We start from the raw sequence: 21,019 nt of genomic DNA, 5'->3' as shown, positions 1-21,019 counted from the left end.
AACACAGGACCGATCGCAACACCCGGCCCGATCGCTCCCGCCCAGACCGGGCGGCCGGCGGCGGAGTTCCACTGACCGCTGTATCCCAGTGCCGGATGAGGAGATCGTCCCTGATGAACCGCAAGACCCTGGTGCTGCCGGCCGTGGCCGGACTGCTCGCCCCCCTGCTCGCCGCCTGCGGCGGTGCGGAGGAAGGCGGAGCGATCGTCGTCGGCACCACGGACCAGTTCATCGCCACCGCCGACGCCCCCGCGCCGCTCGACCCGGCCTTCGCCTACGACACCGGCGCGTGGAACATCCTGCGGCAGACCGTGCAGACCCTGATGCACGTGCCCCGCGACAGCGGCGAGCCCGTCCCCGAGGCCGCCGAGAACTGCGGATTCTCCGACAAGGCCAGCGAGAGCTACCGCTGCAAGCTGCGCGCCGGCCTCACCTTCGCCGACGGCACCCCGATCACCGCCGAGGACGTCAAGTTCTCCATCGAGCGCGTGCTGAAGATCAAGTCGGACAACGGCACCGCCGCCCTCCTCTCGAACATCGACACCATCGAGACCAAGGGCACCGACGAGGTCGTCTTCCACCTGAAGACCCCCGACGCCACCTTCCCGTACAAGCTCTCGACCCCGGTCGCCGGCATCCTCAGCAAGGACAAGTACGAGGCCGGGAAGCTCCGCGAGGGCTTCGACGTCGACGGCTCGGGCCCGTACACGATGAAGGTCGAGCGCGAGGGCGACAAGGCCACCCGCTTCGTCTTCACCAAGAACGCGGCGTACAAGGGCGACATCACCCTGCGCAACGAGAAGGTCGAGCTGCGCCCCTACGCCGACGCGGGCACCATGGGCCGGGCCCTGGAGGGCGACGACATCGACATGATGGCCCGCTCCCTGTCCCGGCAGCAGGTCAAGGACCTCACCGAGACGCCCAAGGACGGCATCGAGGTCATCGAGGTCCCCGGCCTCGAGATCCGCTACCTCGGCTTCAACACCAAGGCCCCCGCCGTCCAGGAGAAGGCCGTCCGCCAGGCCATGGCCGCCGTCGTCGACCGCGGCGCCCTCGTCAACCGGGTCTACGGCACCACCGCGGAGCCGCTGTACTCGCTGATCCCCTCCAGCATCACCGGGCACACCACCCCCTTCTTCGACACGTACGGCGAGCCCGACCAGGCCCGCGCCGCCAAGCTCCTCAAGGACGCCGGCGTCAAGACCCCGGTCAAGCTCACGCTGAACTACACCACCGACCACTACGGCGCCGAGACCGCCGAGGAGTTCGAGGCGCTCAAGAAGCAGCTCGTCTCCAGCGAGCTCTTCGACGTCACCGTCCAGGGCGCCGAGTGGTCGACGTTCCGCACCGCGCAGAAGCGCGGCGACTACGCCGTCTACGGACTCGGCTGGTTCCCGGACTACCCGGACCCGGACAACTACATCGCGCCGTTCCTCGACAGCGACAACTTCCTCAACACCCCGTACGTGAACAAGGTCGTCCGCGACCAGCTCATCCCGCGCTCGCGCCGCCAGGCCGACCGCACCGCCGCGAGCCCCGTCTTCAACCAGATCCAGAAGATCGTCGCCGAGGACGTACCCGTCCTGCCGCTCTGGCAGGGCAAGCAGTACGTCGCCGCGCGCGACGACCTCAACGGAGTCGAGTACGCCCTCAACACGTCCTCCGACCTCCTCCTCTGGGAGCTGGGCCGCGGTACCGCATAACCCGTCGACTGGATCGGTTACACCGGCCGCGCACCCGCGCGCGGCCGGCCTGACAAGAGATCACGAGGCACGTTCTGTGAAGACGCACAACAAGTGGCTGACGGCCCCCCTCGCCGCCGGTCTGTCCGCCGCCCTCCTCAGCGGCTGCGGCACCGAGCAGGGCGGCTCGGGCGACTCCGGCAACGGCATACGCGTCGGCATGTCCGACGAGATCGTCGCCACCGACCCGGCGGCCGGCTACGACCCCGGCTCCTGGCTGCTGTTCAACAACGTCTTCCAGTCCCTCATGGCCTTCCCCAAGGGCGGCTCCGAGCCCGAGCCCGAGGCCGCCGACAAGTGCGGCTTCTCCTCCGGCAGCACCGTCTACAGCTGCACCCTGCGCGACGGCCTCACCTTCTCCAACGGCAACAAGCTCACCTCGGAAGACGTCAAGTTCTCCTTCGAGCGCGCCCTCAAGATCGCCGACCCCTCGGGCCCCTCGCCGCTGCTGGCCACCATCAAGAGCATCGAGACCCCGGACGAGAAGACCGTCGTCTTCCACCTCAAGGTCCCCGACGCCACCTTCCCCAGCAAGATCGCCTCCGGCGCCGGCTCCATCGTCGACCACCGCGAGTACCCGGCCGACGCCCTGCGCACCGACGGCAAGGCCACCGGCTCCGGCCCCTACAAGCTGGACTCCTTCAGCGCCACCGAGGCCACCTTCTCCGCCAACCCGGGCTACCGGGGCGCCGCACAGCGCAAGAGCGACGCCATCACCCTCAAGCTCTACGGCGGCGACCGCTCCGCCCTCGCCAAGGCCCTCACCGACGGCGCGATCGACGTCGCCTACCGAGGCCTCTCCGCCGAGGACATCGCGACCCTGGAGACCTCCGAGACCACGGACGACAAGGGCATCGAGGTCGTCCAGGGCAGCAGCGCCGAGGTCCAGCACCTCGTCTTCAACATGAAGGACCCGGTCGCCGGCAAGCTCGGCGTCCGCCAGGCCATCGCCCACCTCGTCAACCGCGAGGCCCTCGTCGAAGACGTCTACAAGTCGACGGCCACGCCGCTGTACTCGATCGTCCCGGCCGGCATCGCCGGACACAACACCGCCTTCTACGACACCTACGGCGCCCCCGACGCGGCGAAGGCCAAGAAGGCCCTGCGCGCCGCCGGCATCACCGACAAGGTGAAGCTCACCCTCTGGTCGACGCCCAGCCGCTACGGCCCGTCCACCGACCAGGAGCTGAAGGCCATCGCCGGCCAGCTCAACGCCAGCGGCCTCTTCGACGCCGACGTCCAGTCCGTCGCCTACGACCAGTACGAGAAGGACATCGCGGCCGGCAAGTACGGCGTCTACGTCAAGGGCTGGGTCCCCGACTACCCCGACGCCGACAACTTCACCACCCCGTTCTTCGGCGAGGGCAACGTCCTCGGCAACCACTACGAGAACGCCACCATCACCGGCAGCCTCCTCCCCAGGACCGCGGCCGCCCCGGACCGCGCCGCCACCGCCGACGAGTACGGCAGGCTCCAGGACCTCGTCGCCGAGCAGCTGCCCCTCCTGCCGCTCTGGCAGGGCAAGCAGTACGCCGTCGCCCGCCAGGACGTCACGGGCCTCGAATGGACCCTCGACGCCTCGACGGTCTTCCGCTTCTGGGAGCTCCGCAAGGGCTGAACCACCCCCGGACACGACGGAGGGGCCCGGTACGCGCCACGCGCACCGGGCCCCTCCGCCGTACCCCGCTCCCGCCGGCGCCACCGCCCGCCGGACGGCCGGCCTACTGGCCGTTGGCCCCCGGCCGCACCAGACCGCTCTCGTACGCGTACACCGCGGCCTGCACCCGGTCCCGCAGGCCCAGCTTCGTCAGCACATGACCCACATGCGTCTTCACCGTCGTCTCGCTGACGAACAGGTCCGCCGCGATCTCCGCGTTCGACAGACCCCGCGCCACCAGCTTCAGCACCTCGACCTCACGGTCCGTCAAGGTGTTCAGCGTGTCCGGCACCTGCTCCTCGCCCGTCGGAAGATGCGCCGAGTACTTGTCGAGCAGCCGGCGCGTGATCGACGGCGCCAGCATGGCCTCACCGGCCGCCACCACCCGGATCGCCTGCACCAGCTCGTTCGCCGGGGCGTCCTTCAGGAGGAAACCGCTCGCCCCCGCCCGCAACGCCTCCACCACGTACTCGTCGAGATCGAAGGTCGTCAGCACCAGCACCTTCGCCGGACCGTCCCGGCCCGGACCGGTGATCTGCCGGGTCGCCTCCACCCCGTCCATCCGCGGCATCCGGATGTCCATCAGCACCACGTCCGGCTGCAGCGCCCGCACCTGGTCCTGCGCCTGGAGACCGTCCCCGGCCTCACCCACCACCGCGATGTCCTGCTCCGCCTCCAGAATCATCCGGAAGCCGGTGCGCAACAGCGGCTGATCGTCGACCAAGAGGACGCGGATCGTCACAGGGGCTCCTTCACGGGGCTGAGCTCACGAGGTACACCGGCACTAGGACGCCGGCGGGGCCAGGTCCATTCTGCCCTGCCCCGAATCGCCCGACTCCGGCGGGCGCGCGGAAACGATCTTCAGCGGATAGACCGGGGGAGTCCCCCCGAACTCCGGACAGACCGCCTGATGATCGCACCAGCCGCACAGCTTCGTCGGCCGCGGCCGCCAGTCACCCGTCTCCGTCGCCAGCCGGATCGCCTCCCACAGCGCCAGCAGCCTCCGCTCCACCCGCAGCAGATCCGCCTCCACCGGGTCGTACGTCAGCACCTCCCCGCTGCCCAGATACACCAGCTGCAGCCGCCGCGGGATCACCTGCCGCAGCCGCCACACCACCAGCGCGTAGAACGTCATCTGGAACAGCGCGCCGTCCCGGTACTCCGGCCGCGGCGCCTTGCCCGTCTTGTAGTCGACGATCCGCACCTCACCCGACGGCGCCACATCGATCCGGTCGATCACCCCGCGCAACCGCAGCCCCGAATCCAGCTCCGTCTCCACGAACAGCTCCCGCTCGGCGGGCTCCAGACGCGTCGGATCCTCCAGCGTGAACCACCGCTCGACCAGCCGCTCCGCCTCACCCAGCCAGCCCGCGAGCCGCTCGCCCGCCGGATCCTCCGCGAACAGCTCAGCCAGCTCCGGCTTCGACTCCAGGAGCCGGTCCCACTGCCCCGGAACCATCGCACGCGCCCGCGGAGCCGTCCGCTCCACCGCCGGATCGTCGAAGAGGCGCTCCAGCACCGCGTGCACCAGCGTCCCCCGCGTCGCCGCCTCGCTCGGCCTCTCCGGCAGCCGGTCGATCACCCGGAACCGGTACAGCAGCGGACACTGCATGAAATCGCTCGCCCGCGACGGCGACAACGACATGGGCGCCCGGGGCTCCGCCGGCACCTGCTCGCTCGTACTCATGACGAAGACCCTACGACCCGCCACCGACAGCGAGCGGAATACCATCGACCTGGGACCCCGTCGCACTGCATGATCGAACCGTGACACACCGACGTGGGTCACCCTCCGCGACGAAAGGAACCCGTGAACCAGGACGAGCCCAAGCCGCAGCGGACCGAGGAGCCCGGCGGCGGGATCCTCATGGGCCGCCCCTTCGGCGTGCCCGTCTACGTCGCCCCCAGCTGGTTCCTCGTCGCCGCCCTCATCACCTGGGTCTTCGGCGACCAGATCGAGCGCGTCCTGCCCGAACTCGGCGCCGCCCGCTACCTCGTCTCCCTCTTCTTCGCCGTCGCCTTCTACGCCTCCGTGCTCGTCCACGAACTGGCGCACACCATCGCCGCGCTCCGCTTCAAGCTGCCGGTGCGCCGCATCCAGCTCCAGTTCTTCGGCGGCGTCTCCGAGATCGAGAAGGAGACCGAGACCCCCGGCCGCGAATTCGTCCTCGCCTTCGTCGGCCCCCTCCTCTCCCTCGTCCTCGCCGGCGTGTTCTATCTCTCGATGTACGCCGTCGAGCCCGGCACCGTCCCCGGCGTCCTCCTCGCCGGGCTGATGATCTCCAACCTGATCGTCGCGATCTTCAACCTCCTCCCCGGGCTCCCCCTCGACGGCGGCCGCATGCTCCGCGCCGTCGTCTGGAAGATCACCGGCAAGCCCATGAGCGGCACCATCGCCGCCGCCTGGGTCGGCCGCGCCCTCGCCGTCCTCGTCCTCGTCGGACTGCCGCTGATCACCCGCACCGGCTTCCTCGGCAACTCCACCGAGGACATCAGCGGCCTCAACACCGTCACCGACGCCCTGCTCGCCGCGATCCTCGCCGCCATCATCTGGACCGGCGCCGGCAACAGCCTCCGCATGGCCCGCCTCCGCGAACACCTCCCCGAGCTCCGCGCCCGCAGCCTCACCCGCCGCGCCATCCCCGTCGAGCCCGCCACCCCCCTCTCCGAGGCCCTCCGCCGCGCCAACGAGGCCGGCGCCCGCGCCCTCGTCGTCGTCGACGGCCACGGCGAACCCACCGGCATCGTCCGCGAGGCCGCCATCGCCGCCGTCCCCGAACACCGCCGCCCCTGGGTCGCCGTCAGCACCCTCGCCCAGGACCTCACCGACGGCATGCGCGTCCCCGCCGAACTCACCGGCCAGCCCCTCCTCGACCACCTCCGCGCCAGCCCCGCGACCGAGTACCTCGTCGTCGAGGAGACCGGCGCGATCTACGGAGTCCTGTCCACCACGGACGTCGAGCGCGCGTTCGTCCAGGCCATGGCACGACCCTCCTCGTAGTCCTTGTACTCTGGTCACATGTCCGAACCGACCGGTGCCGCCCGCCGACGCGGGCCCTTCAAGGTCGGGGACCAGGTTCAGCTGACCGACCCCAAGGGCCGTCACTACACGTTCACGCTCGAAGAGGGAAAGAACTTCCACACCCACAAGGGTTCTTTCCCGCACGACGAACTGATCGGCGCCCCCGAGGGCAGCGTTGTCCGCACCACCGGAAACGTCGCCTACCTCGCGCTGCGCCCCCTGCTCCCCGACTACGTCCTGTCCATGCCCCGCGGCGCCGCCGTGGTCTACCCCAAGGACGCGGGGCAGATCCTGGCCTTCGCCGACATCTTCCCCGGCGCCCGCGTCGTGGAAGCGGGAGTGGGCTCGGGCTCGCTGAGCAGCTTCCTCCTGCGCGCCATCGGAGACAGCGGCATGCTGCACTCCTACGAGCGCCGCGAGGACTTCGCCGAGATCGCGAAGGGCAACGTCGAGCGCTACTTCGGCGGCCCCCACCCCGCGTGGCAGCTGACCGTCGGCGACCTCCAGGACAACCTGTCCGACACCGACGTCGACCGCGTCATCCTGGACATGCTCGCCCCCTGGGAATGCCTGGAGGCCGTCTCCAAGGCCCTCGTCCCCGGCGGCATCCTCTGCTGCTACGTGGCGACCACCACCCAGCTCGCCCGCACCGTGGAATCCATCCGCGAGTTCGGCTGCTACGCCGAGCCGCAGCCCTGGGAATCCATGATCCGCAACTGGCACGTCGAGGGCCTCGCCGTCCGCCCCGATCACCGCATGATCGGCCACACCGGCTTCCTCGTCACCGCCCGCCGCCTCGCGGACGGCGTCGAGCCCCCGATGCGCCGCCGCCGCCCCGCCAAGGGCGCCTACGGCGAGGACTACGAAGGCCCCAACAAGGGCTGACGTCCCGACACCCACGGTCCGCCGCCGCCGAATTCCCCGCCCACCGCCGGGAACTCGACGGCGGCGTCCTCATGTTCGACGGGGCACCCGTTCCCCCACGAGACGGACCCCGACGGTTCCGTCCCCCTGTGACGTGTGGCACGATGCCGGAAACCCGCCGCACCACCCCCACAGGAGACGTCTCGCGTGCAGCCCTCCGCCGCCCCGGACCTCGCGGACCTCGCACACACCCACGCCCGGCCGGCCCACTGGCTCGCCATCGCCACCGCGACCGCCGCGGTCGTCGCCTTCGCGGGCCTGCTCCAGCCCGGCCCCGCCGGAGCCACCGCCACCCCGGCCGCGGCACCCGGCCCCGCTCCGGCCCCCGACGCCGTCGGCGTCGCCTACCCCCTGGACTGCGCGGGAGCACCCCACAAGATCGCCGAGCGGGCCTCCGGGGACCTCGACGGCGACGGGAACCCCGAGACCGTCGCGGTCGTGCACTGCGAAGCCGGCTCCGGCACACCCCCGAGCGGCGTCTACGTCCTCACCCGGGGCAAGCAGCCGGGCGCACCCGCGCGCGTGGTCGCCACACTCGTCGCGCCCGAGCTCCTCCAGAGCGTCACCGACTTCTCCGTACGCGACGGAGCGGTGCACGCCACCCTGCTCGGCTACTCGTCCCTCGACGTCCCCAGCTGCTGCCCGGACGAGAAGGAGCAGGTCAGCTGGCATTGGAAGGGCGGCGCCTTCGTGCGCACCGGACAGGCCGAAGCGCGCGGCGTCTGACCCGTCACTCCGCGTCGGGGCCGTACACCTCGACCTTGTCCGCGACCCGGCGCACATGGATGCAGTCGCCCGGGCACTCCTTCGCCGAGTCCACCACGTCCTGGAGCAGCGTCAGCGGGACCGGCGCCGTGGCGCCCGTGTCCTGGAGGAGCTCGTCGTCGGCGCTCTTCACGTACGCGAGCCCGTCGATGTCCAGCTCGAAGACCTCGGGAGCGTACTGCGCGCAGATCCCGTCCCCGGTGCACAGGTCCTGGTCGATCCAGACCTCCAGCGCCTCTGCGGCGCCCGTGGACGGAGCCTCGTGCTGCACGGTCATATCTCCTGCCGTTTCTGCTTCTGTGTCGCTTCTCGCGGGTAAGTCGGGCCACCTCCGACGGGTGTTGGCCCAGGACGACGATACAACCGCCCGCATTCAAGCAGCGAAGGGTGGGTATTCACCTGTCGACAGGGGAAGCGCAAGGGTGAAGATCGGACACACCTCGGAGTCTTTTTGATCTAGGGGTTTCAATCACCACCCACGCAGGTAGGGTCAGGAAGCGTCCAGCTCCCCTTGGAGGAGGTGAGGACCGTGGCAGCCCACGACGACGACATCAACCGCGGCATCCGGCCGGGGCGGGGGTCTGAAGACCCCGCCGGCCAGGTTGCCTATCTCGAGCAGGAAATCGCCGTCCTGCGCCGCAAGCTCGCCGACTCTCCGCGACACACGAGGATTCTCGAAGAGCGGATTGTTGAGCTGCAGACCAGCCTGGCCGGCGTGTCCACCCAGAACGAACGACTGGCGAACACGCTCCGTGAGGCCCGCGACCAGATCGTGGCCCTCAAAGAGGAAGTCGACCGGCTCGCGCAGCCGCCGGCCGGCTTCGGTGTCTTCCTGCAGGCCAATGAGGACGGCACGTGCGACATCTTCACCGGGGGCCGCAAGCTCCGGGTGAACGTCAGCCCGAGCATCGAGCTCGAAGAGCTCAAGCGCGGCCAGGAAGTCATGCTCAACGAAGCGCTCAACGTGGTCGAGGCCATGGAGTTCGAGCGCGCCGGGGACATCGTCACCCTCAAGGAGATCCTCGAGGACGGCGAGCGCGCCCTGGTGGTCGGGCACACCGACGAGGAGCGGGTGGTGAGGCTCGCCGAGCCTCTGCTGGACGTCACCATCCGCCCCGGCGACGCCCTGCTGCTCGACTCCAGGTCCGGCTACGTCTATGAAGTGGTCCCCAAGAGCGAGGTCGAGGAACTCGTTCTGGAAGAGGTCCCGGACGTCGACTACACCAAGATCGGCGGCCTGGGCAACCAGATCGAGCTGATCCGGGACGCGGTCGAGCTCCCCTACCTCTACCCGGACCTCTTCAAGGAGCACGAACTGCGGCCGCCCAAGGGCATCCTGCTCTACGGCCCGCCCGGCTGCGGCAAGACGCTGATCGCGAAGGCCGTGGCCAACTCCCTGGCCAAGAAGGTCGCCGAGGTGACCGGCCAGCCCGCGGGGAAGTCCTACTTCCTCAACATCAAGGGCCCCGAGCTCCTCAACAAGTACGTCGGTGAGACCGAGCGGCACATCCGCCTCGTCTTCCAGCGTGCCCGGGAGAAGGCGAGCGAGGGCACCCCCGTCATCGTCTTCTTCGACGAGATGGAATCCCTCTTCCGCACCCGCGGATCCGGTGTCAGCTCGGACGTGGAGAACACCATCGTCCCGCAGCTGCTCGCCGAGATCGACGGTGTGGAGGGCCTGGAGAACGTCATCGTCATCGGCGCCTCCAACCGCGAGGACATGATCGACCCCGCGATCCTGCGACCCGGCCGGCTCGACGTCAAGATCAAGATCGAGCGTCCGGACGCCGAGGCCGCGAAGGACATCTTCGCGAAGTACCTCACCTCCACCCTGCCGCTCCACTCGGACGACATCTCCGAGCACAGCGGCTCCAAGGCGGCGGCAGCCCACGGAATGATCCAGTCCGTCGTCGAGCAGATGTACGCCGAATCCGAGGAGAACCGCTTCCTCGAAGTCACGTACGCCAACGGCGACAAGGAAGTCCTCTACTTCAAGGACTTCAACTCCGGCGCGATGATCCAGAACATCGTCGACCGGGCCAAGAAGATGGCCATCAAGGCCTTCCTCGACCACAACCAGAAGGGCATCCGGGTCTCCCACCTCCTCCAGGCGTGCGTGGACGAGTTCAAGGAGAACGAGGACCTGCCCAACACCACCAACCCCGACGACTGGGCCCGTATCTCCGGAAAGAAGGGCGAGCGGATCGTGTTCATCCGCACCCTTGTCACCGGAAAGCAGGGTGCGGACACCGGGCGCTCCATCGACACGGTGGCCAATACCGGTCAGTACCTGTAAAACGCGCACCGGCTGCGGATGTCCGGAAACCGGGCATCCGCAGCCGACGCATTCCATCCAGCATTTCCCCCGGCATCACAGGGAAATACGCAAACTGATCTCCCCACCAGCGCGGAGCCGCTCTAGGCTCATCGGTACCGCCGAGTCGCGCACAGTGAGCGCCGCCGGGCAAGGAGGGCCGCATGACCGTACGGCGAGTAATGGGCATCGAGACGGAGTACGGGATCTCCGTCCCGGGACACCCGAACGCCAATGCCATGCTCACCTCGTCCCAGATCGTCAACGCCTACGCGGCGGCGATGCACCGGGCGCGCCGCGCCCGCTGGGACTTCGAGGAGGAGAACCCGCTGCGGGACGCCCGCGGCTTCGACCTCGCCCGCGAGGTGGCCGACTCCAGCCAGCTCACCGACGAGGACATCGGCCTGGCCAATGTGATCCTCACCAACGGGGCCCGCCTCTACGTGGACCACGCCCACCCCGAGTACAGCTCGCCCGAGGTCACCAACCCGCTCGACGCCGTCCTCTGGGACAAGGCCGGCGAGCGGATCATGGCCGAGGCCGCCGAGCGGGCCGCCCAGCTCCCCGGGGCCCAGCCGATCCACCTCTACAAGAACAACACCGACAACAAGGGCGCCTCCTACGGCACGCACGAGAACTACCTGATGAAGCGGGAGACCCCCTTCTCGGACATCGTGCGGCACCTGACCCCCTTCTTCGTCTCCCGCCAGGTCGTGACCGGCGCGGGGCGGGTCGGCATCGGCCAGGACGGCCGGGAGAACGGCTTCCAGATCAGCCAGCGCGCCGACTACTTCGAGGTCGAGGTCGGTCTGGAGACCACGCTCAAGCGGCCCATCATCAACACCCGGGACGAGCCGCACGCCGACGCCGAGCGGTACCGCCGCCTGCACGTGATCATCGGCGACGCGAACCTCTCGGAGATCTCGACCTACCTCAAGCTGGGCACCACCGCCCTGGTCCTCTCGATGATCGAGGACGGGTTCATCACCGTCGACCTCGCCGTCGACCAGCCGGTACGGACCCTCCACCAGGTCTCTCACGACCCCACCCTCCAGTACCTGGTCACGCTGCGCAGCGGCCGGACTCTCACCGCCGTGCAGCTCCAGATGGAGTACTTCGAGCTGGCCAGGAAGTACGTGGAGGAGCGGTACGGCGTGGACGCCGACGAGCAGACCAAGGACGTCCTGATCCGCTGGGAGGACACGCTCAACCGGCTCGAGAACGACCCCATGAGCCTGTCCGGCGAGCTCGACTGGATCGCCAAGCGGGAGCTCATGGAGGGCTACCGGCGCCGGGACGACCTCGACTGGGACGCGGCCCGGCTGCACCTGGTGGACCTCCAGTACGCGGACGTACGCCCCGAGAAGGGCCTCTACAACCGTCTGGTGGCCCGCGGGCGCATGAAGCGGCTCCTGGACGAGACCGGCGTGGAGCGGGCCGAGACGGCGCCTCCCGAGGACACCCGGGCCTATTTCCGGGGCCGGTGCCTGGAGCAGTACGCCGACGACGTCGCGGCGGCCTCCTGGGACTCCGTGATCTTCGACCTGCCCGGCCGGGACTCGCTCCAGCGCGTCCCCACCCTGGAGCCGCTGCGGGGCACCAAAGCCCACGTGAAATCGCTTCTGGACCGTTGCAGGACCGCTGAGGAACTGGTGCGGGTCCTGTCCGGCGGCTGATCGGAGGGCCCGCGGGGGCCTGAAATGCCCCGGCACTGGGAATCATGGAATCAGTGCCCGGGCGTTGTCGAAACTGCGGGGCCGAAGTGGGACCCGCCCTATAGGGTCTGATCTTGTACGGACTCAACCGAGCGGGCCGATTCGAGCGGGGTGAGGGATATGGCGACCAAGGACACCGGCGGCGGACAGCAGAAGGCGACGCGTTCCACGGAGGAGGTCGAGGAGACCACCACGGAGGCGAGCTCCGACCTCCAGGAGCGCCAGGAGAAGCTGAGCGACGACGTGGACTCCGTCCTGGACGAGATCGACGACGTCCTGGAGGAGAACGCCGAGGACTTCGTTCGGTCATTTGTGCAAAAGGGCGGCGAGTAGCCGCTCCGCGCGTCTGTCGTCCCCGTCCCCGGAGCCCCGGCGAAAGCCGCGGGCCCGGGGACGGATGACAAGCGGTGGCACGGGTAAGGTCCGTGCACAGCAACCAAGATCGGCCGGCGCTTCCCACGGCGGGCCGACTCTCCCACCCGGAAGGAATCGCGTGGAAGCCAACCCTCGTAGCACCGGGCGTCTGCCGGCGGCCTTCCTGACGCCGGGCTCGTCGTCCTTCATCGACTTCCTGGCGGACCACTCGCCGGAGATGCTGCCGGGCGGGCGGAAGCTGCCCGAAGGGGTCGTCGAGGCCCCGCACGGGACGACCATCGTGGCGGCCACCTTCCCCGGCGGGGTCGTCCTCGCCGGTGACCGGCGGGCCACCATGGGCAACATGATCGCGCAGCGGGACATCGAGAAGGTCTTCCCTGCCGACGAGTACTCCGCCGTCGGCATCGCCGGCACCGCCGGCCTCGCCGTGGAGATGGTCAAGCTGTTCCAGCTGGAGCTGGAGCACTTCGAGAAGGTGGAGGGCGTCACGCTCTCCCTGGAGGGCAAGGCGAACCGCCTCTCCACCATGATCCGGGGCAACCTGGGCATGGCCATGCAGGGGCTCGCCGTCGTGCCGCTCTTCGCGGGCTGGGACGAGGGCAAGGAGAAGGGCCGGATCTTCTCCTACGACGTGACCGGCGGCCGCTCCGAGGAGCACGGGTACGCCGCCACCGGCTCGGGCTCGATCTTCGCGCGCGGCTCGATGAAGAAGCTCTACCGTGCCGACCTGACCGAGCAGCAGGCCACCACGCTGGTCGTGCAGGCGCTCTACGACGCGGCGGACGACGACTCGGCGACCGGCGGCCCCGACATGGCGCGCCGGATCTTCCCGATCGTCACGGTCATCACGGACGAGGGCTACCGCAGGCTCACGGAGGACGAGTCCTCCGCGCTGGCCCGGTCGGTCACCGAGCGGCGTCTCGAGGAGCCCGACGGGCCCCGCGCCGCCCTGCTCTGACCACTCGTCGCCCGACTGAAGCCCAGAAGAAAGGGACGGACCGCCGGTGTCCACTCCGTTCTACGTCTCACCCCAGCAGGCCATGGCCGACCGGGCGGAGTACGCCCGCAAGGGCATCGCCCGAGGCCGCAGCCTTGTCGTCCTCCAGTACACCGACGGGATCGTCTTCGTCGGTGAGAACCCGTCCCGCGCGCTGCACAAGTTCAGCGAGATCTACGACCGGATCGGCTTCGCGGCCGCCGGCAAGTACAACGAGTACGAGAACCTCCGCATCGGCGGTGTCCGCTACGCCGACCTGCGGGGCTACACCTACGACCGGGACGACGTCACCGCGCGCGGCCTGGCCAACGTCTACGCCCAGACCCTGGGCACGATCTTCTCCAGCGCGGGGGAGAAGCCGTACGAGGTGGAGCTGGTCGTCGCCGAGGTCGGCACCGAGCCGTCGGGCGACCAGATCTACCGGCTGCCGCACGACGGCTCGATCGTCGACGAGCACGGCTCGGTCGCGGTCGGCGGCAACGCCGAGCAGATCGGCTCCTTCCTGGACCAGCGGCACCGGGACGGCATGTCCCTCGCCGAGGCCCTGAGGCTGGCCGTGCAGGCGCTCTCGCGTGACACCAACGGCAGCGAGCGGGAGATCCCCGCGGAACGCCTGGAGGTGGCGGTCCTGGACCGTACACGGCCGCAGCAGCGCAAGTTCAAGCGGATCGTCGGCCGTCAGCTGTCCCGCCTCCTGGAGGCGGACGACGCGGCGGTCACGAAGACGGACGAGCCCTCGGACGAGGCTCCGGAGGAGTAGTCGCAACGGCCCGGAGGGGCCCCGGCCCGCGTCAGCGCGGTCGGGGCCCCTCCGGCGTGTCCGCTCTCAGGAGGCCGGTGCGGGCCCCGAGGAGCCCCGGGGGACCAGGGAGACGGGCAGGGTGTCCGGCCGTGGCCGCTCGCCCGCGAGGACCGCGAGGAGCGCCTCCATGCCCCGCCGGCCGAACTCTTCGGCGGGCAGCCGCACGGTGGTGAGCTCCGGCTCGACGACCGTCGCGAGGGCCATGTCGTCGAAGCCGGTGACCGACAGGTCCTCCGGGACCCGCAGCCCCAGCCGGCGCGCGGCCTTGCAGACGCCGACCGCGAGGATGTCGTCGTCGCAGATCACCGCCGTGGGCAGGGGCCCGGGGGAGGCGAGGGCCCGGCCCGCGGCCTCCCAGGCGTCCGCGACGTTCAGCGCCGACCGCACGGTGCGCACCTCCGTGCCGCGCAGGGCGTGGGCGAGGGCGGCGGCCCGCACGTCGAAGGTCCAGGACGGGGCCGCGGAGGCCAGGTGCAGGAAGCGCCGGTGGCCGAGGCCGAGCAGGTGGCCGGTCACCCGGCGCATGCCGTCGGCGACGTCGAGGTTCACATGGGCCGCGGCCCCGGCGTCGGCCGGGTCGCTGTCGAGCATCACGAGGGGCAGGTCGGAGCCCCGGAAGGCCTCCAGGGCGCCGGTCGCCATCGAGGAGGCGATCACGCCGTCGAGGGCGGCCTGCGCCGAGGCGAAGGGGTCCCGCGCCGGCCCCAGGCCGTCGGGGGAGGGGTAGAGGACCACGCCGAAGCCGTGCCGGGACGCCGCGGCCGCCGCCCCCGTGTAGACGTGCGCGAAGAACTCGTTGGTGAGCGCCGGGACGACGAGCATGGCGGTGCGGGTACGGCCCAGCCGCAGGTTGCGGGCGGCCAGATTGGGCCGGTAGCCGAGGGCCCGGGCGGCCTCGCGCACGGCCTCCGCCGTGGGCTCGGACACCCGGCCGCGCCACTTGTCGCCGAGCACGAGGGAGACGGTGGCCTGCGAGACGCCCGCGCTCCGGGCGACGTCCCGGCTGGTGGGGCGGGTGCCGCCGAGCGGCTCCGGGGTCTGCACACAAGCCTCCGCGTCGGACGGTCCGGGAGCGCGGGGTCGGCCGCGGCCCGGTCGCGGGGTGGACCCGCGCACTGCCGACATGGTACGTATGACGACGGAAGTTATACGTAAAACCTCGGCGCGGTCCGAGGCGAGGGGAGACCACATGGCCACCGAGGCCCCGGCACGAGGCGGCTATCTCGACATACTCCTGGCGCCGCACGCGGCCCGGCTGCTCGCCGGCACCCTCGTGGGGCGCCTCCCCAACGGCGTCGGCCCCATCGCCCTCACCCTCTTCGTCCGCGACCAGGGCGGCAGCTACACCCTGGCCGGCGGCCTCATCGCCGCCTACGGCGTCGCCACCGCCGTCGGCCAGCCCCTCCTCGGCCGGGCCGTCGACCTCAAGGGCCAGCCCCGGGTCCAGCTGCCCGCCGCCGTCCTCTCCGCCCTCGGCATGGCCCTCCTCGCCCTCACCGGCATCGGCCACCTCGGCCTCGCCTACGCGGCCGTCGTCCTCGCCGGACTCTTCACCCCGCCCCTCGAGGGCGGACTGCGGGCCCTGTGGCCGAGCGTCCTCGGCCGCGAGGACCGGGTCCACCGCGCGTACGCCATGGACGCGGTCGCCCAGGAGGTCATGTTCACCGTCGGCCCCCTGCTGCTGACCCTCCTGGTCTCCCTGTGGTCGCCCGCCGCCGCCCTCCTGGTCATCAACCTCCTCGGCGTCCTCGGCGCCCTCGCCGTCGTCCTCTCCGAGCCCTCCCGCACCTGGCGCTCCGCGCCCCGCGAGGCCCACTGGCTGGGCGCCCTGCGCTCCCGGGGCCTCCTCGCCCTCCTCGGGTCGTTCTTCTTCGTCGGCCTCGCCCTCGGCTCCATCACCGTCGCCGCCGTCGCCTACGCCGACGACCGCGGCACCCCGTCCGTCTACGGCTGGCTCATGGCCGCGCTCGGCCTCGGCGCGCTCATCGGCGGCGTCACCTACGGAGCCCGCCCGTGGTCCGGAGCCCCCGAACGGCGGCTCCGCGTCCTCGTGCTGCTCCTCGCCGTCTGCTACCTGCCGCTGGTGCTCACCCCCGGCCCCGTCGCCATGACCGCCCTGGCGGCCCTGGCGGGCGTCTTCCTGGCGCCCGTCCTCGCCTGCGCCTTCATCGTCGTGGACCGCCACGCGCCGCGCGGCACGGTCACCGAGGCCTTCTCCTGGCTCGTCACCACCTTCGGCGTCGGCTCGGCCCTGGGCTCCGCCGCGGCGGGCCCCGCCATCGAACTCTCCGGGACCGTCGCCGGATTCGCCGTCGCCGGGGCGGGCGGCCTGATCGCCCTCCTCGTCCTGCTCGCCACCGGCCGTGCCCTCCACGTCCCGGTGGCCACCGAACAGCCGCCCGCGGCCCCCGAAACCCCCGGCGCGGAGCCGCGACACGCCGTCGGTGCGGGCGCCCCCACCTCCGTACACACGGAAAAGAACACGCACTGATCGGAAAATGATCGAAACGGGAACGTCCAACCCGGTTTCAGCACAGGCCGTCAGGCGTAATGTTCAGACATGGACCGCCGCATTTTCGGGCTGGAGAACGAGTACGGCGTCACGTGCACGTTCAGGGGACAGCGCCGACTGTCTCCTGACGAAGTGGCGCGCTACCTCTTCCGCCGTGTCGTGTCATGGGGCCGCAGCAGCAATGTCTTCCTGCGGAACGGCGCCCGCCTGTACCTGGACGTGGGATCGCATCCGGAATACGCCACACCGGAATGCGACGACCTGACCGAACTGGTCACCCACGACAAGGCCGGTGAGCGCATTCTCGAGGGCCTGCTCGTCGACGCCGAACGCCGCCTGCACGAGGAGGGAATCGCCGGCGACGTCTACCTCTTCAAGAACAACACCGACTCGGCCGGAAACTCCTACGGCTGCCACGAGAACTATCTCGTCGCCCGCCACGGAGAGTTCTCCCGGCTCGCGGACATCCTCATTCCGTTCCTGGTCACCCGACAGCTCATCTGCGGCGCGGGAAAGGTCCTCCAGACCCCGCGCGGAGCGGTGTTCTGCGTCTCCCAGCGGGCCGAGCACATCTGGGAGGGCGTCAGCTCCGCCACCACCCGCTCACGTCCCATCATCAACACCCGTGACGAGCCGCACGCGGACGCCGAGCGCTACCGCCGGCTCCACGTCATCGTCGGCGACTCGAACATGTCCGAGACCACCATGCTCCTCAAGGTCGGCGCCACCGACCTGGTGCTCCGCATGATCGAGGCCGGCACGGTGATGCGGGACCTCACCCTGGAGAACCCGATCCGGGCCATCCGCGAGGTCAGCCACGACACCACCGGACAGCGCAAGGTCCGGCTCGCCAGCGGCCGCGAGGCCTCCGCCCTGGAGGTCCAGCGCGAGTACTACGAGAAGGCCGTCGACTTCGTCGACCGCCGCGGCATCCGGTCCGGCACCGTCGCCCAGGTCCTGGAACTGTGGGGCCGCACTCTCGACGCGATCGAGAGCGAGCAGCTCGACCGGATCGAGACCGAGATCGACTGGGTCATGAAGCACCGGCTCATCGAGCGCTACCGGGCCAAGCACAACATGACCATGTCGAACCCGAGGGTCGCGCAGATAGACCTCGCCTACCACGACATCCACCGCCGTCGTGGCCTCTACTACCTGCTGCAGAAGAACGGCCAGGCCGCCCGGATCTGCAACGACATGAAGATCTTCGAGGGCAAGTCGGTGCCCCCGCAGACCACTCGGGCCCGGCTCCGCGGCGACTTCATCCGCCGCGCCCAGGAGCAGCGACGGGACTTCACCGTCGACTGGGTCCACCTCAAGCTGAACGACCAGGCACAGCGCACCGTGTTGTGCAAGGACCCGTTCCGCTCCGTGGACGACCGCGTCGAAAAGCTGATCGCCGGAATGTAGGCCGGTCCTCTCGGCGATGTGGGCCCCGCACGTTTGGCGTGCGGGGCCCTCGACGTGACAGGAGGGTCCCCTAGAGTGTCGGGACAACTACTGTGCCGTCTGAGATCTGAGGAACACGTGCGCCGACTTGCCGGCCTTCTCGTCGTCCCGCTGCTGCTGCTCTCCACAGCGGCGTGCGGCAGCGACGACAAGGGCTCCGATTCCGCTTCGATGACGAACGGGCTGCCCGCCATCACCGCGGGGGCCAAGTTCGGCGAGAAGCCGACCCTCGCCAAGGGCGAGGGCGACCCGCCCAAGGAACTCAAGGTCAACGTCATCAGCGAGGGCAAGGGCGCGGTGACGAAGAAGGGCGACGCGCTCTCGGTGAACTACCTGGGTCAGGCCTGGGACTCCACCACCCCCTTCGACAACAGCTTCGACCGCGGCGAGCCCTTCAGCGTGACGCTCGGCGAGGGCCAGGTCATCAAGGGCTGGGAGCAGGCCCTCGAAGGACAGAAGGTCGGCAGCCGCCTCGAGATCGGCATCCCGCCGGAGCTCGGCTACGGCGAGAAGGGTTCGCCGCCGAGCATCAAGCCGAACGCCACCCTCGTCTTCGTCGTGGACATCCTGAAGTCCGTCACGATCCCCAAGTCCGCCACCGGCACCCCGGTCGCCCAGGACAACAAGGACCTCCCGAAGGTCGGCACGAACACCGACGGCAAGGCCCCCTCGCTGACCGTCCCCAAGGTCGACCCGCCGACCAAGCTCGTCTCGAACTACGTGCTCGAGGCCAAGGGCGAGAAGGTGACGGCTACCGACACGGTCGTCGTGAACTACGTCGCCGCCCTGTGGAAGGACGGCAAGGTCTTCGACTCGACGTACACCTCGGGCAAGCCCGCGAACTTCCCGCTGTCGCAGCTCACGCTGAAGGGCCTCAAGGACGGCCTGGTCGGCAAGACGGTCGGCAGCCGCGTCCTCATCGTCGCCCCGCCGGCCGAGGCGTTCGGCGACAAGGAGCAGCAGGGCATTCCGAAGAACTCCACGCTGGTGTTCGCCGTGGACATCCTGACGAAGGTGTAAGACTGTCCCGATCGCAGTTCATCAGTATGAGGAGCAGTTCAGTGAGCATCGAGAAGCCCGAGATCGACTTCCCGGGTGGCGAGCCGCCGAAGGACCTGGAGATCAAGGACATCTGGGAGGGCGACGGCGACCTCGCCGAGGCCGGTGACTTCGTGAAGGTCCACTACGTCGGTGTGTCCTTCGACTCCGGCGAGGAGTTCGACGCCTCCTGGAACCGCGGCGCCCCGCTCGACTTCAACCTCGGTGCCGGCCAGGTCATCCAGGGCTGGGACCAGGGCGTCCAGGGCATGAAGGTCGGCGGCCGCCGCCAGCTGGTCATCCCCGCGCACCTCGCCTACGGCGACCGCGGCGCCGGCGGCAAGATCGCCCCGGGCGAGACGCTGATCTTCGTCTGCGACCTCGTGGGCGTCACCAAGCGCTGACCCGCGCACCCCGACCGGTTCCGGTCGCTCAGAGGGCCCCCGCCATCACCGGCGGGGGCCCTCGGCGTACGCCCGGCCGCAGCCCTGGCCCCGATTCCTGCCCTGGCCCCGGTCCCGGCCACCGTCCTGTCCCGGCCACCATCCGGCCCCAGCCGCCGCCCGGTCCCGGTCACCGCCCCGGTCCCCGTCCCGACGTGCGTTCCCGCTCCGGTCTCCCTTTCCGTCCCCACGCGGGTTCCCGCGTTCGTCCCCCATGCGGTCCCCGCTTTGGTCCCGACACCCCGGGGCGGTACGGTCGGACGTCCGAGAAGTGGAACCGGCGAAGGGGTGCGGGGCGTCGATGGCGATTGCCAAGTCCGAGCGGCTGATGAATCTCGCGCTGTGCCTGCTCGGGACACGCCGACCGCTGAGCAAGCGGGAGCTCCGCGGCTCCATCGAGGCCTACCTCGAAGCGAGCGGCGACGACGCCTTCAACCGCATGTTCGAGCGCGACAAGGACGACCTCCGCGAACTCGGCCTCGTCATCGAGACCGTCGAGAACCTGGAGGGCGAGACCGGCTACCTCGCCCGCCGCGACTCCAACCGGCTGCCGCCCATCACCCTGGACGCCGAGGAGGCGGCCGCACTCGGCCTCGCCGCCAAGGTCTGGCAGCAGGCCCGCCTCGCCGGGGCCGCCAGCGGCGCCCTGCAGAAGCTCCGCGCCGCCGGCATGCCCGAGGCGGAGGACTCGTACGACACCCAGCCCAGCGCCCTCGAACCGCGGATCCCCGTCCACGAGACCGCCTTCGAACCGCTCATGCTGGCCTGCCGCGACCGCCGCCCCGTCTCCTTCGACTACCGCAAGGCCAACGCGGCCCGCCCCGAGGCCCGCCAGGTCGAACCCTGGACCCTCGAATGCTGGCGCGGCCACTGGTACCTGGCCGGCTGGGACCGCGACCGCGGCGCCGAACGCGTCTTCCGCCTCTCGCGCATCACCGGCAAGGTCCGCTCGCGGGCCGGCGCCTTCACCGCGCCCGTGCCGGACGTCGTCACCGTCCGCGAGACCGTGGAGAGCTGGGCCGGCGAGACCGCCACCCGCTCCGCCCGGATCCGGCTGCGCACCGGCTGCGGCTACCCGCTGCGCGCCCGCGCCCAGTCCGTGACCGAGGGCGCCGACGGCTGGGACGAGCTGGAGATCCCGTACGGGCACGGCCTCGATGCCTGGCTCGTCGAGTTCGGCCCCGATGTCGTCGTACTGGAACCGGCCGATCTGCGGGCCGACGTGGTGGACCGGCTGCGCGCCGTCGCCAAGGGCTGAGGGGAA

General features: G+C 70.2%; 19 protein-coding genes. 15 read left to right on the top strand and 4 right to left on the bottom strand.

Annotation, left to right across the window (positions count from 1 at the left end):
- Positions 1-113: 113 nt before the first annotated feature.
- Positions 114-1,703, top strand: coding sequence for an ABC transporter substrate-binding protein (locus OG392_RS07865; RefSeq protein WP_329276989.1), 1,590 nt, complete (start codon positions 114-116; stop codon positions 1,701-1,703).
- A 76-nt stretch (positions 1,704-1,779) separates the two neighbouring features.
- Positions 1,780-3,360, top strand: a complete 1,581-nt coding sequence (locus OG392_RS07860; RefSeq protein WP_329276987.1) for an ABC transporter substrate-binding protein — start codon at positions 1,780-1,782, stop codon at positions 3,358-3,360.
- 103 nt (positions 3,361-3,463) lie between these two features.
- Here the strand turns inward: OG392_RS07860 and OG392_RS07855 are convergent, their stop codons facing one another.
- Positions 3,464-4,141, bottom strand: a complete 678-nt coding sequence (locus OG392_RS07855; RefSeq protein ID WP_073915076.1) for a response regulator — start codon at positions 4,139-4,141, stop codon at positions 3,464-3,466.
- Between the two features lie 42 nt (positions 4,142-4,183).
- Positions 4,184-5,086, bottom strand: coding sequence for a RecB family exonuclease (locus OG392_RS07850; protein WP_329276985.1), 903 nt, complete (start codon positions 5,084-5,086; stop codon positions 4,184-4,186).
- Positions 5,087-5,266: 180 nt separating this feature from the next.
- Between OG392_RS07850 and OG392_RS07845 the strand changes: the two genes are divergently transcribed.
- The 3 genes from OG392_RS07845 (at position 5,267) to OG392_RS07835 (ending at position 8,071) form a co-directional block, all read left to right on the top strand.
- Positions 5,267-6,400: a site-2 protease family protein gene (locus OG392_RS07845; protein ID WP_329287121.1), complete on the top strand. Its 1,134-nt coding sequence runs from the start codon at positions 5,267-5,269 to the stop codon at positions 6,398-6,400.
- Between the two features lie 18 nt (positions 6,401-6,418).
- Entirely contained in the window at positions 6,419-7,306 is an 888-nt protein-coding gene (locus tag OG392_RS07840; protein ID WP_015032448.1) for a tRNA (adenine-N1)-methyltransferase, read from the top strand.
- A 186-nt stretch (positions 7,307-7,492) separates the two neighbouring features.
- Positions 7,493-8,071: a hypothetical protein gene (locus OG392_RS07835; RefSeq protein WP_329276982.1), complete on the top strand. Its 579-nt coding sequence runs from the start codon at positions 7,493-7,495 to the stop codon at positions 8,069-8,071.
- Positions 8,072-8,075: 4 nt separating this feature from the next.
- Here the strand turns inward: OG392_RS07835 and OG392_RS07830 are convergent, their stop codons facing one another.
- Positions 8,076-8,387, bottom strand: a complete 312-nt coding sequence (locus OG392_RS07830) for a ferredoxin (RefSeq protein WP_329276980.1) — start codon at positions 8,385-8,387, stop codon at positions 8,076-8,078.
- A gap of 252 nt (positions 8,388-8,639) precedes the next feature.
- Here OG392_RS07830 and arc point away from each other — a divergent pair, with 252 nt between their 5' ends.
- The 5 genes from arc (at position 8,640) to prcA (ending at position 14,271) form a co-directional block, all read left to right on the top strand.
- Positions 8,640-10,406 carry a proteasome ATPase gene (gene arc / locus OG392_RS07825; protein ID WP_329276978.1) on the top strand — a complete coding sequence of 589 codons (1,767 nt, stop codon included), beginning with the start codon at positions 8,640-8,642 and terminating at the stop codon, positions 10,404-10,406.
- A 182-nt stretch (positions 10,407-10,588) separates the two neighbouring features.
- The gene (gene dop / locus OG392_RS07820) at positions 10,589-12,100 is read left to right on the top strand and encodes a depupylase/deamidase Dop (RefSeq protein WP_329276976.1); all 1,512 of its coding nucleotides are present in this window, start codon (positions 10,589-10,591) and stop codon (positions 12,098-12,100) included.
- A gap of 159 nt (positions 12,101-12,259) precedes the next feature.
- Positions 12,260-12,472, top strand: coding sequence for a ubiquitin-like protein Pup (locus OG392_RS07815; protein ID WP_030315996.1), 213 nt, complete (start codon positions 12,260-12,262; stop codon positions 12,470-12,472).
- A gap of 160 nt (positions 12,473-12,632) precedes the next feature.
- A complete protein-coding gene (gene prcB, locus OG392_RS07810) occupies positions 12,633-13,472 on the top strand; it encodes a proteasome subunit beta (protein WP_329276973.1) in 840 nt (279 codons plus the stop codon).
- Positions 13,473-13,518: 46 nt separating this feature from the next.
- On the top strand, positions 13,519-14,271 hold the full coding sequence (gene prcA / locus OG392_RS07805) for a proteasome subunit alpha (protein ID WP_329276971.1): 753 nt from the start codon (positions 13,519-13,521) through the stop codon (positions 14,269-14,271).
- A gap of 66 nt (positions 14,272-14,337) precedes the next feature.
- Here prcA and OG392_RS07800 read toward each other — a convergent pair whose 3' ends face one another.
- Positions 14,338-15,357 (bottom strand): LacI family DNA-binding transcriptional regulator, encoded by a 1,020-nt coding sequence (locus OG392_RS07800; RefSeq protein WP_329276970.1) that lies wholly within the window; start codon positions 15,355-15,357, stop codon positions 14,338-14,340.
- 145 nt (positions 15,358-15,502) lie between these two features.
- On the opposite strand from OG392_RS07800, the gene OG392_RS07795 reads away from it, so the two are divergent.
- From OG392_RS07795 to OG392_RS07775, 5 genes are all read left to right on the top strand, one after another.
- Positions 15,503-16,804 (top strand): MFS transporter, encoded by a 1,302-nt coding sequence (locus OG392_RS07795; protein ID WP_329276968.1) that lies wholly within the window; start codon positions 15,503-15,505, stop codon positions 16,802-16,804.
- Between the two features lie 69 nt (positions 16,805-16,873).
- Positions 16,874-18,235, top strand: coding sequence for a Pup--protein ligase (gene pafA, locus OG392_RS07790; RefSeq protein ID WP_329276966.1), 1,362 nt, complete (start codon positions 16,874-16,876; stop codon positions 18,233-18,235).
- 117 nt (positions 18,236-18,352) lie between these two features.
- A complete protein-coding gene (locus OG392_RS07785) occupies positions 18,353-19,294 on the top strand; it encodes an FKBP-type peptidyl-prolyl cis-trans isomerase (protein ID WP_329276964.1) in 942 nt (313 codons plus the stop codon).
- Positions 19,295-19,335: 41 nt separating this feature from the next.
- On the top strand, positions 19,336-19,716 hold the full coding sequence (locus tag OG392_RS07780; RefSeq protein ID WP_189835672.1) for an FKBP-type peptidyl-prolyl cis-trans isomerase: 381 nt from the start codon (positions 19,336-19,338) through the stop codon (positions 19,714-19,716).
- A 340-nt stretch (positions 19,717-20,056) separates the two neighbouring features.
- Entirely contained in the window at positions 20,057-21,013 is a 957-nt protein-coding gene (locus tag OG392_RS07775; RefSeq protein ID WP_319318331.1) for a helix-turn-helix transcriptional regulator, read from the top strand.
- Positions 21,014-21,019 lie beyond the last annotated feature (6 nt).

Source organism: Streptomyces sp. NBC_00691, assembly GCF_036226665.1.
Taxonomy (GTDB): Bacteria; Actinomycetota; Actinomycetes; order Streptomycetales; family Streptomycetaceae; genus Streptomyces.
Note: the sequence above shows the minus strand (reverse complement) of the source record. Positions and strands in the feature narration are given on the sequence as shown.